A 13422-nucleotide genomic window follows, 5' to 3' on the forward strand; every position below is an offset into this window, starting at 1 on the left:
CGTGTAAATGTAGGGCAGCAAACTAACGTTGCATTGCCCTACTACCTTTTTGAATGAAAAAAGATATAATCCATTCATCTCTTTTACTTAGAAAAGTTTGTTATGGATTATATCTTATTAGTATTATTATTGGCCGTTTGTTTTGCTAATGCTACATTTATCAGAATCAAATCGATTGCGGTGGTTATTGCATTACTGATATTTGCTTTCTGGTTTATATCAAATATGTTTACCGGAAATGGTGTAAATGATGCAGTTTATTATCATCTGAGAAGTAATGTTCACGGGACGTCTATTGATGATATATTGCCTAAAGTTTTTGCAGCCAGCATATTTATTTTGATTTCTATAGCGATAATATTTGCGTCATTCAAATTTCGAAAAAAATTGCCACGGCGCAATGCCACATTCTATAATGTTTTATTTATTTCATCCCTTTTATTTTTCGTTTTTCAATCTAATGCAACCCAAAATATATACAACTCGCTTCAGAACTTATCCTATGGGAATGGTGTAAAAGTGGCCAGGCAGTATAACAGCGTTGATTACGAAATGAATAAAAAGTACAACTATGTTTTTATTTATGCTGAGAGCCTTGAACGTTCACTGAGAAACATTGATGGCATCAATTATATACCACAAATAAGTAAACTTGCAGATCAATATCTTGAATTCACTGACATACGTCAAATTCCGGGTATGGGGTGGACAATGGCAGGTATGGTCAATACCCAATGTGCTATTCCATTAGTCCTCCCTCAAGGTAATTCAGCGAATAATATGTCACATTTCTTGGGTGGGGCTGATTGCATTGCAACACATTTGAAAAAAAGTGGATACACTACGGAATTTATACGTGGGAGTGATAAAGAATTTGCTGGAGGGGATAAGTTCTTTTCTCAGCATGGCTGGATTTATCAACATGATAAACAATATTTGCTTAATCATCACGTAGTAAATCAAAATGACATTAGCGGATGGGGTGTTCATGATGATTCGCTCATTGACCATATATATAATGAATTTGAAAAGTTATCGACCTCAAAAGATAATTTTCTCCTCTCATTCTTAACCGTCAATACTCATCCGCCAGCAGGTACCTATTTATCTGCTTGTGATGGACATATTAATGCTGCCATCACTAACCCTATGTTTAAATCAGCAAGTTGTTCTGATTATCTTATTGGTACATTTATTAAAAAAATCATCGACTCAGACCATTTTGACAATACAATCATTGTTCTTGTTTCAGATCATTTGATGATGGCTAACGCTGCTAGTAAAGAGCTTGACAGCATTCAGGACAAGCGTAGGAACAATTTTATTATTATAAAAAAAGGAATTAAACCCACTAAAATCGCCAAACCAGGAACATTGCTGGATGTCTGGCCGACTATACTTGATATCTCTTCGGCTGATAAACCTGATTTTGGATTTGGTCACAGTTTACTTCGGAATGAAAAAAGCCAGATTTTACAATCATGGGAAAAATCTAAAAACATTAGTGATTATCTAGGGTTTTCGTCTTCACTATGGAATTACCCTTCCCTAAATGATAAATTCTCATTTAAAGATGGCAAATTGACAATTGGCCAACAAGAATACAAATGGCCTCTCTTCGGAACCGCTGATAAGAATAAAAACATCAAGAGCATTTATTTTGAAGCCTTTGCCTTAAACGCGCAAAGAATTACTGCCGAAGATAATATTCTTTTTTATATAAATAATTGTTCAGTAACATCGAAAAGTAAACAAGGCTTATGTGGTTATGAACTAACACATAATAGTACGACACAGTACCAAATAAATGAAAAAGGTATTTTCAATAGAAGAGAGCTTAACGCTGTATCTCCTTTATTTTCTCAGGAACTTATCGGCATTTCGTCTGGGCCACTTAATGTCCAGACAGGCATTAATGATAATATTCAAGAGCAAACCATGCCATATGGGATTAATTTTTACAAACTTGAAGGAGAAAATAAAAAAATAAAACTCTTGGCCAATTTTAACACATGCAATAACGTTCCAGTTGATGTGAATGCAGTAAAAAACTTGATTGGTAAAGATAGTTCGACTCTCATCATTGCTTCAAATGAGTCTGTTTTTTGTATCCCTTATGAAACCAGACCATCAGTTAATGAATTATTGCGCGCGAATGCGGCTACTGACCTGGCCCCCAGACAGCAAATAATAGGAACTTATACTAAAAGCGATACTAAGTTCATTTTAGGGAGCCCTGATATCCCATTAGATGTGTTTATAAACAAAACAAATTATAAACTCAACGAGTTATGTACCATTTTCAAAGACTGTAGCTAATTTTTATAATCTGTTGAAAGGCTCCTTCAGGAGCCTTTCAAACCATCAATGCAGCGACGCTAACCTCGCCGCAAATCCGACAAATAGCAGCCCTATCAGCCCGTTCCCCAGCTTTGCCAGTTTCTTTTTTGTTTTCAGATAACGTGTGACAAACGCGCCGGAGAAGATCAGGAAGCTCATGTACATAAAGCTTATCAACTCCAGCGTCGTCGCAAGGATCAGGAAAGAAGTGCCGGTACTCTTCGCATTCACGTCAATGAACTGAACGAAGAACGATACGTAGAACAGAATCGCTTTGGGGTTGGTCAGGCTTAACACCAGGGAACGTTTCATGATCATACTGGCAGGTTCGGGGCCGCTCTCATGCGCGTTTTTTTGACGGTTTACCACCGACCAGAGCATTTTGCCCCCCAGCCAGAGCAGATAGAAAGCCCCGAGGTAGCGCACGATATTAAACAGTACCGGCGTGGTCTGGATTAATGCCGCGACGCCCGCCCAGGCGAGAAACATCAGCACCGCATCGCCAATAAATACGCCCGTAGCGGCGAGATACCCTTTTTTAACACCGTGACCGATCCCGGTTTTTAGCACGAACAGGGTATTCGGTCCCGGCACCAGAACGATAAAAAATGCGCCAACAACATAGGTCCAGAAATTCAGTACGCCAAACTCCGCAAACACTTCTCCCTCCTTTTGCTAAACACAACAGGAACAACGCTGCAAATACGCTATCCCCAAAAAATCAGACGCTATAAAATCAGCGGGCACCAGTTACGGTGCCCTCATGTTTCTCAGATATCCTGGACTGCGAACAGCAACGCATTGCGGTGCCGCGTCAATCCACATTTTCTGATGGCGTGAATACGCATATTGCGGCGGGATTGTGCTTCCAGCCAACGAGCCTTGCGACGACTCACCTGTCGCAACATGCGCCAGCGCCCTACTTCTGTTCTACTGCGCTTCATGTCTACAACTCTTAAACTAACTGAGCCGCCATTATAAACCCAACCCGGCAGCAAACCAGCGCTTTTACCTGGCGTTTTTATTTGCCAGATGAATCCTGATGCGTACACTCATAACAATACGCTTTCAAAAGGATTTTTTTACCTATGACAACCTTCTACACCGTGGTGAGTTGGCTGGTCATTCTGGGATACTGGCTGTTAATCGCGGGTGTGACGTTACGCATCCTGATGAAGCGCAGAGCCGTACCCTCTGCCATGGCCTGGCTTCTGATCATTTACATCCTCCCGCTGGTGGGAATTATTGCCTATCTCTCTTTTGGTGAGCTTCATCTGGGTAAACGCCGTGCCGAGCGCGCCCGTGCCATGTGGCCCTCCACCGCGAAGTGGCTGAACGATCTTAAGGCCTGCAAACATATCTTTGCCGAGGAGAACAGCAGCGTCGCCTCCTCACTGTTTAAGCTGTGCGAGCGCCGCCAGGGGATTGGCGGCGTTAAGGGCAATCAACTGCAGCTGCTGACCTCGTCTGACGACGTCATGCAGGCGTTAATCCGCGATATTCAGCTGGCTCGTCATAATATCGAGATGGTTTTTTATATCTGGCAGCCCGGCGGGATGGCTGACCAGGTCGCTGAGTCGCTGATGGCCGCCGCGCGGCGCGGCATTCATTGCCGCCTGATGCTTGACTCCGCGGGTAGCGTGGCATTTTTCCGCAGCCCCTGGGCAGGCATGATGCGTAATGCCGGGATCGAAGTGGTTGAAGCGCTGAAGGTCAATCTCCTTCGCGTGTTTCTGCGCCGGATGGATCTCCGCCAGCATCGCAAAATGATCATGATCGATAACTATATTGCCTACACCGGCAGCATGAACATGGTCGACCCGCGCTTCTTCAAACAGGACTCAGGAGTAGGTCAATGGGTTGATTTGATGGCGCGAATGGAGGGGCCGATTGCCACCTCGATGGGCATCGTTTATTCCTGCGACTGGGAGATTGAAACTGGCAAGCGTATCCTGCCGCCGCCGCCGGACGGCAATATTATGCCGTTTGAAGAGGCCAGCGGTCACACTATTCATACCATTGCTTCCGGGCCGGGCTTCCCGGAGGATTTGATTCATCAGGCGCTGCTGACGGCGACCTACTCGGCGCGTGAATATCTGATCATGACGACGCCCTACTTTGTCCCCAGCGACGACCTCCTGCACGCGATCTGTACAGCCGCGCAGCGCGGTGTCGATGTGAGCATCATTTTGCCGCGCAAAAATGACTCTCTCCTGGTTGGCTGGGCCAGCCGGGCATTCTTTAGCGAACTGCTGGCCGCCGGGGTGAAAATTTACCAGTTTGAAGGCGGATTGCTCCACACCAAAAGCGTGCTCGTCGACGGTGAGCTGAGCCTGGTGGGCACGGTCAACCTGGATATGCGCAGCCTGTGGCTCAACTTTGAAATCACGCTGGTCATTGATGATGTCGGCTTTGGCGGCGATCTCGCGGCGGTGCAGGATGATTATATCTCCCGCTCGCGTCTGCTGGATGCCAGACTGTGGGTAAAACGTCCGCTGTGGCAGAGAATTGCCGAACGACTGTTTTACTTCTTTAGTCCGTTGCTGTAAAACGTGCCCAACGATGTTAAACAGGTAGTCATCATGGAAATGGATCTGAACAATCGCCTGACCGAAGACGAAACGCTCGAGCAGGCCTATGACATTTTTCTCGAACTGGCGGTTGATAACCTCGATCCCGCAGACGTGATCCTTTTTAATCTGCAGTTCGAAGAGCGCGGCGGTGCCGAGCTGTTTGACCCTTCAGAAGACTGGGCTGAGCATGTGGATTTCGACCTGAACCCTGACTTTTTTGCCGAAGTGGTAATTGGGCTGGCAGATGAAGACGGTGGTGAAATTAACGATATTTTCGCTCGCGTCCTGCTGTGTCGAGAGAAAGACCATAAGCTGTGCCATATACTCTGGCGCGAATAATAAAAAAGGCTGCGATTGCAGCCTTTTTTATTTACTCCGGCAATTTATTGCCACAGCGATGACAAAACCGCGCGTCGTGTTCATGTTCACCCTGCTGGCAATGAGGACACTTGCGCTGCTGCTTGCGGCTCTGAAACGCGCTGCTCATGTGCGTGGTAATAAGTCCAGTCGGAATGGCAATCACCGAATAGCCAATCAAAATCAGCACTGACGCCACAATGCGGCCCAGCGGCGTGTGGGGAGTAATATCACCATAACCCACGGTCGTGACGGTCACAATCGCCCAGTAGACGGAGGCATTGAGCGTCGTAAAGCCATATTTGGGTCCTTCTATTAAATACATCAGCGCGCCGAAAACAATCATGACGATGGCGATAAACGAGTAGAACAGAATGAGCTGATGCCGTGCGCTGACGATTGCACTCCAGAACACGCGTAATGAGGGCATAAAACGCAGTAATTTCAGAATACGTAATACGCGAATAACGCGCATCGCTCGCCAGGCAAAGACATAGCTCAGGCTGATTTCCGGCCACAGCCACATGACGTAGAGCGGCAGAATGGTGGCTAAATCAATAAATCCCCAGAAGCTGAAAACATATCGGGCCGGGTTGGGCCAGGCTATTACCCGGAGGAGATATTCAGCGGTAAAAACCAGGGTAATCGCCAGCTCAAGCCAGACAAAGATGTGCCATTCGTCAAACGTCAGGTGATATTGCGTCCCGGCACCCGATTCAATAAAGATGACGACCACGCTGAGAAGCGCAAATAAACCGCAAAGACCTTCGAAGCGACGTCCGGATACCGTTTCAGGATCGAATAAAAAATGATAAAGCCGCCGACGGGCTGACGTTAATAAACGCGACACAGTAACCTCGCAAAAAATAAGGGCTGACATCATGTCAGCCCTTGCGATTATAACGGGTCTACTTTCAGGCAGGAAACCGCATGTCGGAAACTGCCTTCCAGAACTGGACGCGTTTTCGCGCATTCCGGCCCGGCCATTGGGCAGCGCGTGCGGAAGACGCAGCCCGACGGCGGGTTAATCGGTGAGGGCAATTCACCTTCCAGCAGCTGGATGGTCTTATTCTTTTCCAGATCCGGATCGGGGATTGGCACAGCGGACATCAGCGCTTTGGTGTAAGGGTGCAGCGGATTGTGGTACACCTCGTCATAGGTACCCAGCTCCACGGCGTGACCCAGATACATCACCAGCACGCGGTCTGAAATGTGTTTCACTACGGCCAGGTCATGCGCGATGAAGATCAGCGACAGCCCCATTTCACGCTGCAGCTTCTGCAGCAGGTTAACCACCTGCGCCTGAATGGACACGTCCAGCGCGGAAACCGGCTCGTCGCAGATAATCAGCTTCGGCTCGAGGATCAGCGCACGGGCGATACCAATACGCTGGCACTGGCCGCCGGAGAATTCGTGCGGGTAGCGGTTGATGAGGTTAGGCAACAGGCCGACTTTCATCATCATCGCCTTAACGCGATCGCGCACTTCCTGACGAGACATCTTCGGATGATAGGTCCGCAGCGGCTCGGCAATAATCTCGCCGATGGTCATACGCGGGTTTAACGACGCCAGCGGATCCTGGAAAATCATCTGGATATCGCTGCGCACCTCGCGCCACTCGTCGGGCTTCATGCCCAGCAGATCTTTACCCAGCCAGGCCACTTTGCCGTCGGTCGCTTTTACCAGACCGATAATGGCGCGCGCAAAGGTCGATTTACCGCAGCCGGACTCTCCGACCACGCCCAGGGTTTCCCCTTCGTACAGGCGCAGCGTAACGCCATCCACCGCTTTCAGGGTCTTCGACGGCTGCCAGAACCACTGTTTTCCGTCTTTAATGTCGAAATGCACCTTAAGGTCAGCAATTTCGAGCAGCACGTTGCGTTTTTCATCTAATGCGTTCATACCAGTTCCTCCTGCGGCTTAAAGCAGGCGCGCAGACGGCCTGGTGCAAACTCTTCCAGCGGCGGAGCGCTGTTGCAGATTTCCATCGCGTGCGGGCAGCGCGGCTGGAACGGACAGCCTTTCGGCAGGCGCAGCAGGTTTGGCGGGTTGCCAGGAATGGTGAGCAGGGATTCCCCTTCCGCATCAAGACGCGGCACCGCGTTCAGCAGGCCAATGGAGTACGGGTGAGCTGGCTGATAGAAGACATCGCGCGCTTTGCCATATTCCATCGTTCGCCCGGCGTACATTACCAGCACTTTGTCACAGATGCCCGCCACCACGCCCAGGTCGTGGGTAATCATGATAATCGCCGTGTTGAACTCACGCTTCAGCTCGTTCAACAGGGTCATGATTTGCGCCTGAACGGTAACGTCCAGCGCGGTAGTAGGTTCGTCGGCAATCAGCAGCTTAGGCCGGCAGAGCAGCGCCATCGCAATCATCACGCGCTGACGCATACCGCCAGAGAACTCGTGCGGGAACATGCGCATGCGCTTGCGTGCCTCCGGCATTTTCACCGCATCGAGCATTTTGACCGACTCTTCAAAGGCTTCGGCTTTGCCCAGACCTTTGTGCAGCATCAGGACTTCCATCAGCTGCTCACCAACGCGCATGTACGGGTTCAGCGAAGTCATCGGATCCTGGAAAATCATCGAGATCTGTTCGGCGCGCAGCTTGTTCAGCTCGTGCTCCGGCAGGTTAAGGATTTCACGCCCGTTGAATTTCGCGGAACCCCCAATCACGCCGTTAGCAGCCAGCAGGCCCATTAACGCAAAGGCGGTCTGAGATTTCCCGGAACCGGATTCACCGACGATGCCGAGCGTTTCACCCGCGCGCAGGTTGAAGTTGAGATCGTTCACGGCGGTGACATCCCCGTCCGGAGTCTTAAAGGTGACGCGAAGATCTTTTACGTCCAGCAGAAGGTCGCTCCGCTGCTGCGCCTGTGGCGCGGTTGCCGTTTCAATAATTGTCATGACGGAGCTCCTTAACGGTCTTTCGGGTCGAGGGCATCACGCAGGCCATCGCCGATAAAGTTAAAACAAAACAGGGTAACGACCAGGAAACCCGCCGGATAAAGCAGCAGCCACGGAGACACTTCCATTGAGTTTGCGCCATCGCTCAGCAGCGCGCCCCAGCTGCTCAGCGGCTCTTGTGTACCGAGACCCAGGAAGCTCAGGAAAGATTCAAACAGGATCATGCTTGGCACCAGCAGTGAGGCATAGACCACCACCACACCCAGCACGTTAGGAACGATATGGCGAACCACGATATTACCGGTAGAGACACCGCCTACCTGCGCCGCTTCGATAAACTCTTTGCGTTTGAGGCTCAGCGTCTGGCCGCGGACGATACGCGCCATATCCAGCCAGGAAACCATCCCGATGGCCACGAAGATCAACAGGATATTCTGACCGAAGAAGGTCACCAGCAGGATGACGAAGAACATAAACGGGAAGGAGTTCAGGATTTCCAGCAGACGCATCATCACCGAGTCCACTTTACCGCCAAGGTAGCCGGACAGTGAGCCGTAGAGCGTCCCCACGATCACCGCCACCAGAGCGGCAGCAATACCGACCATCAGAGAGATACGGCCACCGATAGCGACACGCACCAGCAGATCGCGTCCGGATGAATCCGTGCCAAAATAGTGGCCTGATTCCATATCCGGCGCGCTGGACATCATGCCCCAGTCGGTGTCGAAATAGGTAAATTGCGACAGCATCGGCGCCAGGGTCACAAACAGCGTGATGATCACCAGAACCACCAGACTCGCAACCGCCGCGCGGTTGTGCATAAAGCGACGGCGCGCGTCCTGCCAGAGGCTACGACCTTCCACTTCCAGTTTTTCACTGAAGTTTTCCAGCGCCTCGCTGTTTTTCTTACTCAACATCATGGCGTGCTCCAGTTAGTAACGGATTTTCGGGTCGATGACGGCATACAGCACATCAACGATAGCGTTAAAGAGAATGGTCAGCGCACCGACGAGAATAGTCAGGCTCAGTACCAGCGAATAGTCGCGGTTAAGCGCGCCGTTAACAAACAGCTGGCCGATGCCCGGCAGGCCGTAAATTGTTTCGATAACCATCGAGCCGGTAATGATCCCGACGAATGCCGGTCCCATGTAGGAGAGCACGGGCAACAGTGCCGGCTTAAGCGCGTGGCGGAAGATAATCCGACGCATCGGCAGCCCTTTAGCACGCGCGGTACGAATGAAGTTCGAGTGCAGCACTTCGATCATTGAACCACGGGTGATACGCGCGATACTGGCGATGTACGCCAGAGATAATGCCACCATCGGCAAAATCATGAACTTCAATGCCCCGCCGTTCCAGCCGCCGCCAGGCAGCCACTTCAGCGTAATGGCAAATATCATCACCAGTAATGGCGCGACAACGAAGCTAGGTATCACTACCCCGGTCATCGCCACCCCCATTACTGCATAATCCCATTTGGTATTTTGTCTGAGCGCGGCGATAACGCCTGCGGTGACTCCAAAAACGATCGCCAGAATGAATGCCGCAGCACCCAATTTCGCCGAAACCGGGAAGCTGGAGGCCACCAGGTCGTTAACGGAATAGTCTTTATATTTAAATGACGGTCCAAAATCACCGTGGGCCAGCTGCTTCAGGTAATTGAAGTACTGGGTAGAGATAGGATCGTTTAAGTGGTATTTCGCTTCGATATTCGCCATGACTTCAGGCGGCAGCGTACGCTCACCGGTAAATGGACTGCCCGGCGCAAGACGCATCATGAAGAAGGAAATCGTGATGAGAATAAATAGCGTTGGAATCGCTTCAAGACAGCGACGTAGGATAAATTTCAACATTGCCCGTACCTTCTGGCGTGTGCCTATATTATGTGACGTTGGTTAGACACCGTGGGGCGAGCATGCCCGCCCCACTCATTGCCATTAATGCTTGATAATATACAAGTTTTTAACGTAGATATTATCCATCGGGTCTTTACCGGTATATCCACCTACCCAGGGTTTCACCAGACGGGCGTTAACGTAGTAGTAAACCGGAACGATCGCGGAATCTTTATCAAGCTGCTGCTCGGCTTTAGAGTACAGTTCAGTACGCTGTGCTTCGTCAGTGGTTTTCAGCGTGTCGGCGATCAGCTTGTCAAACGCCGGGCTCTTATAGTGCGCGGTGTTGTTTGAGCTGTCACTCAGCATGGTGTTCAGGAAGGAGGTCGGTTCGTTATAGTCCGCACACCAGCCAGCACGCGCCACGTCAAAGGTGCCCTGATGACGGCTGTCGAGGAAGGTCTTCCACTCCTGGTTCTCCAGCTTCACGTTCGCGCCCAGGTTCTTTTTCCAGATCGAGGCGACGGCGATAGCCAGTTTTTTGTGCAGATCGGAGGTGTTGTACAAGAGGCTGAAGGTTAGCGGCTTATCTGCGGTGTAGCCCGCTTCGGCCAGCAGTTTCTTCGCTTCCGCGTTACGCTGTTCCTGAGTCTGTTTGAACCACTCTGGCTCGGTCAGTTTTGCGCCATCGGTGTATGGAGGGGTATAGCTGTACGCCGGCAGATCGCCCTGGTTTTTCACTTTGTTCACGATGATATCGCGATCCAGTGCCAGCTTCAGCGCGGTACGAACGCGTACGTCGGTGAACGGTGCTTTCTGGTTGTTGATTTCATAGTAATAGGTGCACAGGTACGGATCGACGTGAACTTCTTTAGGGATCTCTTTTTTCAGTTTCTGGAACAGTTCAATCGGCATGTTGTTATAGGTCATGTCGATTTCACCGCTGCGGTAGCGGTTAACGTCAGTCACTTCGGACGAAATTGGCAGATAGGTAACCTGATTAATAACGGTTTTAGCGTTGTCCCAATACTGCGGGTTACGCTCAAGCACCATACGCTCGTTGACCACCCAGTCTTTCAGCTTGTAGGCACCGTTAGTCACGATATTGGCAGGCTGGGTCCATTTTTCACCAAATTTTTCCACGGCGGATTTTGGTACCGGAGAGACGGACGGGTGAACCAGCAGCTTATAGAAGTACGGAACAGGTTCGCTCAACGTCACTTCAAAGGTATTGGCATCGATCGCTTTTACGCCCAGGTCGGTAACAGGTTTTTTGCCCGCGATGATGTCATCAATATTGGCAATGTGGCCATATTGCAGGTAGCTCGCATACGGAGAGGCGGTGGTTGGATTCGCCAGACGCTGCCAGCTATAAACGAAATCTTCGGCTGTGACCGGTGTACCGTCGGACCATTTCGCATCTTTACGCAGATGGAAGGTCCAGACTTTGAAATCTTTGTTTTCCCATTTTTCTGCTACACCCGGCGCCGGGTGGCCGTCTACGTCTGTTACCAGCAGGCCTTCGAACAGGTCGCGGTTAACGTTAGACTCAGGAACACCTTCAATTTTGTGCGGGTCGAGAGACTGAACTTCCGCACCGTTGTTACGCACCAGCGTCTGTTTCTCCGCCAGTTGAACACCTGCAGGAACGTCCGCAGCCATTGCAGCGTTGCCCGCGATTAGCGCAGTTAAAATCCCCGCCGCTACCAGATTTTTTTTTGTGATGATGGACATTGTGTTGGTACTCCACTCATTATAATGACTGGCCTTCGCCAGCTGTGTAATCCCCTGTTGGGGCCTGTACAGCGCAGGAGTTTTTTTTGCTGCTGTCAGGTTCTTCTTTTACTGCTTGCTATCACCGACTTTTTTATTACTGACCGCTCGTATGGCCGTCTTGCGTCGATTCTTAACAGGCCTCCCCTGTTTGAGACCTGCGATGGATATCTGAGAAGAGAACCATATGAAAATAATTCTCATCTGCTTGTTTTATGCTGCAAAATATTAGGCCGGAAAGTATCAAATGGCGTAAACGCGCGCCAATACATTTTGCAAATTTGTTAAGCAATTCTCTTTTACGGTGAGTACCGTATCGTTGAGGGCAGCCTTGCCGGATATCGAACATCACTAAAAAAACATGATATTCAATAGGATAGAGAAAACTATCTCTACAAGCGCGTCGCTGCGCTATCATCGAGTGATTTTGTACAAAAATTTAACAACTGGTTATTATTTAGCACATTCATCTAGGGGAATGTTGAAATTACTAATATCATTTCGGTTATCTCTCAGCAAGCCCCAGAGTATCATGTGAGTGAAATAACAGAGCGATCGAAGATTTTCTGTGCAGGCGGGTTTTAAGGGGATTAATAACTTATTGAAATACAAGTAATGAACATTATTAGTAGAATTTATTATGATATGTGAGCATTTCAACTTTAGTTATAGGATTTACTGATAATGACGTAAAAAAACGGAGCCGTTGCTCCGTTCTTTCATACGAAATATCAGTGCAGCAAACCGGGGAAAATGCTTTTAATTCCCGTCACGATAAATTCAATCCCTAACGCCATCAACAGCAGGCCCATGATACGCGTTATGACGTTAATTCCCGTCTGCCCCAACAGGCGTACAAGCCAGGGTGCCATGCGGAACACTCCCCAACAGCAGAGCGCAAAAATAGCAATGGCGACGGAAAAACCAATCAGGTGCATCAGGCTATGGTAACGCGTGCCCCAGACAATGGTTGAACTGATGGCGCCAGGGCCAGCCATGAGCGGTAAGGCCAGCGGCACCACGCCAATACTTTCGCGGATGGCGGTTTCTGACTTCTCCTGCTTGTTCTGTTTATCCTCGCCCAGCTTACCGCTGATCATGGACATAGCGATGGTCACGACCAGGATCCCACCCGCAATGCGGAAAGAATCAATTGAAATCCCGAACAGCTGAAGAATCGTGTCTCCGAGAAAAAGGGAGGTCAACAATATGATAGCGACCGACAGGTTAGCGGTAAGGTTGGTCTTGTTCCTGGCCGCCGCCGTCTGGTAACTCGTCATACTAATGAAGACTGGAATGATCCCCACCGGGTTGACCAGGGCAAACAAACCAATAAAAAATTTAAAATACGTTGGAAAATCAAAGAGCGTTTGGATCACGTTTTGCTCCGCTTATACACATGCCCGGGACTGACAATTTGTCGTGAGAAATCGCGCTGAAGATACCCTTTTTATCAGCATACTTCACTTGAAATCTGTACCAAAACGTTATCATTTCAGGATGTTAAACAGATGTATAATCAATGATAGTGCTGCTTCCAATACTTACTTAATTATTTAACACTGGAAAAATCTCAAAGAAATAACCCTGCTGAAAGGTATCAGCTTGGGGAAAAATTGACACAGATCATGA

Annotated in this window: 12 protein-coding genes; 3 read left to right on the forward strand and 9 right to left on the reverse strand. The window is 49.3% G+C overall.

All coding sequences use genetic code 11. The features are described 5' to 3' along the window. The first annotated feature begins 102 nt into the window (after positions 1-102). Complete coding sequence (locus tag AB3N39_RS11755; protein WP_367896747.1) at positions 103-2319, forward strand: phosphoglycerol transferase I; 2217 nt, start codon at positions 103-105, stop codon at positions 2317-2319. A gap of 45 nt (positions 2320-2364) precedes the next feature. Here AB3N39_RS11755 and leuE read toward each other — a convergent pair whose 3' ends face one another. Beyond that, on the reverse strand, positions 2365-3000 hold the full coding sequence (gene leuE / locus AB3N39_RS11760) for a leucine efflux protein LeuE (RefSeq protein ID WP_045404924.1): 636 nt from the start codon (positions 2998-3000) through the stop codon (positions 2365-2367). 110 nt (positions 3001-3110) lie between these two features. Continuing rightward, the gene (locus tag AB3N39_RS11765) at positions 3111-3284 is read right to left on the reverse strand and encodes a YciY family protein (RefSeq protein ID WP_086379783.1); all 174 of its coding nucleotides are present in this window, start codon (positions 3282-3284) and stop codon (positions 3111-3113) included. 144 nt (positions 3285-3428) lie between these two features. Between AB3N39_RS11765 and cls the strand changes: the two genes are divergently transcribed. Both cls and AB3N39_RS11775 read left to right on the forward strand, forming a co-directional pair. Then, the gene (gene cls, locus AB3N39_RS11770) at positions 3429-4889 is read left to right on the forward strand and encodes a cardiolipin synthase (RefSeq protein WP_367896748.1); all 1461 of its coding nucleotides are present in this window, start codon (positions 3429-3431) and stop codon (positions 4887-4889) included. A gap of 33 nt (positions 4890-4922) precedes the next feature. Then, complete coding sequence (locus tag AB3N39_RS11775) at positions 4923-5252, forward strand: HI1450 family dsDNA-mimic protein (RefSeq protein WP_006810881.1); 330 nt, start codon at positions 4923-4925, stop codon at positions 5250-5252. A 31-nt stretch (positions 5253-5283) separates the two neighbouring features. On the opposite strand, the gene AB3N39_RS11780 is transcribed toward AB3N39_RS11775, so the two are convergent. From AB3N39_RS11780 to AB3N39_RS11810, 7 genes are all read right to left on the reverse strand, one after another. Then, on the reverse strand, positions 5284-6153 hold the full coding sequence (locus AB3N39_RS11780; protein WP_181899754.1) for an ion transporter: 870 nt from the start codon (positions 6151-6153) through the stop codon (positions 5284-5286). 14 nt (positions 6154-6167) lie between these two features. Next, positions 6168-7172 carry a murein tripeptide/oligopeptide ABC transporter ATP-binding protein OppF gene (oppF, locus tag AB3N39_RS11785; RefSeq protein ID WP_045404928.1) on the reverse strand — a complete coding sequence of 335 codons (1005 nt, stop codon included), beginning with the start codon at positions 7170-7172 and terminating at the stop codon, positions 6168-6170. Beyond that, on the reverse strand, positions 7169-8182 hold the full coding sequence (locus AB3N39_RS11790; protein WP_045404931.1) for an ABC transporter ATP-binding protein: 1014 nt from the start codon (positions 8180-8182) through the stop codon (positions 7169-7171). Before AB3N39_RS11790 ends, oppF begins: the two co-directional genes overlap by 4 nt. A gap of 11 nt (positions 8183-8193) precedes the next feature. Beyond that, entirely contained in the window at positions 8194-9102 is a 909-nt protein-coding gene (oppC, locus tag AB3N39_RS11795; RefSeq protein ID WP_367896749.1) for an oligopeptide ABC transporter permease OppC, read from the reverse strand. A 12-nt stretch (positions 9103-9114) separates the two neighbouring features. After that, positions 9115-10035 carry an oligopeptide ABC transporter permease OppB gene (gene oppB / locus AB3N39_RS11800; RefSeq protein ID WP_008502786.1) on the reverse strand — a complete coding sequence of 307 codons (921 nt, stop codon included), beginning with the start codon at positions 10033-10035 and terminating at the stop codon, positions 9115-9117. An 84-nt stretch (positions 10036-10119) separates the two neighbouring features. Further along, positions 10120-11751, reverse strand: a complete 1632-nt coding sequence (gene oppA / locus AB3N39_RS11805; protein ID WP_095449162.1) for an oligopeptide ABC transporter substrate-binding protein OppA — start codon at positions 11749-11751, stop codon at positions 10120-10122. A gap of 770 nt (positions 11752-12521) precedes the next feature. Continuing rightward, on the reverse strand, positions 12522-13169 hold the full coding sequence (locus AB3N39_RS11810) for a YchE family NAAT transporter (RefSeq protein ID WP_008502784.1): 648 nt from the start codon (positions 13167-13169) through the stop codon (positions 12522-12524). Positions 13170-13422 lie beyond the last annotated feature (253 nt).

Origin of the sequence: Enterobacter vonholyi (assembly GCF_040834095.1) — a bacterium.
In the GTDB taxonomy this organism is placed as follows: Bacteria; Pseudomonadota; Gammaproteobacteria; order Enterobacterales; family Enterobacteriaceae; genus Enterobacter; species Enterobacter vonholyi.

Bases quoted from the DNA above. Each gene is read 5' to 3' on its own strand.
- oppF (WP_045404928.1), bottom strand. From the start codon at position 7,172: ATGAACGCATTAGATGAAAAACGCAACGTGCTGCTCGAAATTGCTGAC.
- oppB (WP_008502786.1), bottom strand. From the start codon at position 10,035: ATGTTGAAATTTATCCTACGTCGCTGTCTTGAAGCGATTCCAACGCTA.
- oppC (WP_367896749.1), bottom strand. From the start codon at position 9,102: ATGATGTTGAGTAAGAAAAACAGCGAGGCGCTGGAAAACTTCAGTGAA.
- AB3N39_RS11755 (WP_367896747.1), top strand. From the start codon at position 103: ATGGATTATATCTTATTAGTATTATTATTGGCCGTTTGTTTTGCTAAT.
- AB3N39_RS11765 (WP_086379783.1), bottom strand. From the start codon at position 3,284: ATGAAGCGCAGTAGAACAGAAGTAGGGCGCTGGCGCATGTTGCGACAG.
- oppA (WP_095449162.1), bottom strand. From the start codon at position 11,751: ATGTCCATCATCACAAAAAAAAATCTGGTAGCGGCGGGGATTTTAACT.
- AB3N39_RS11780 (WP_181899754.1), bottom strand. From the start codon at position 6,153: ATGATGTCAGCCCTTATTTTTTGCGAGGTTACTGTGTCGCGTTTATTA.
- AB3N39_RS11775 (WP_006810881.1), top strand. From the start codon at position 4,923: ATGGAAATGGATCTGAACAATCGCCTGACCGAAGACGAAACGCTCGAG.
- cls (WP_367896748.1), top strand. From the start codon at position 3,429: ATGACAACCTTCTACACCGTGGTGAGTTGGCTGGTCATTCTGGGATAC.
- AB3N39_RS11790 (WP_045404931.1), bottom strand. From the start codon at position 8,182: ATGACAATTATTGAAACGGCAACCGCGCCACAGGCGCAGCAGCGGAGC.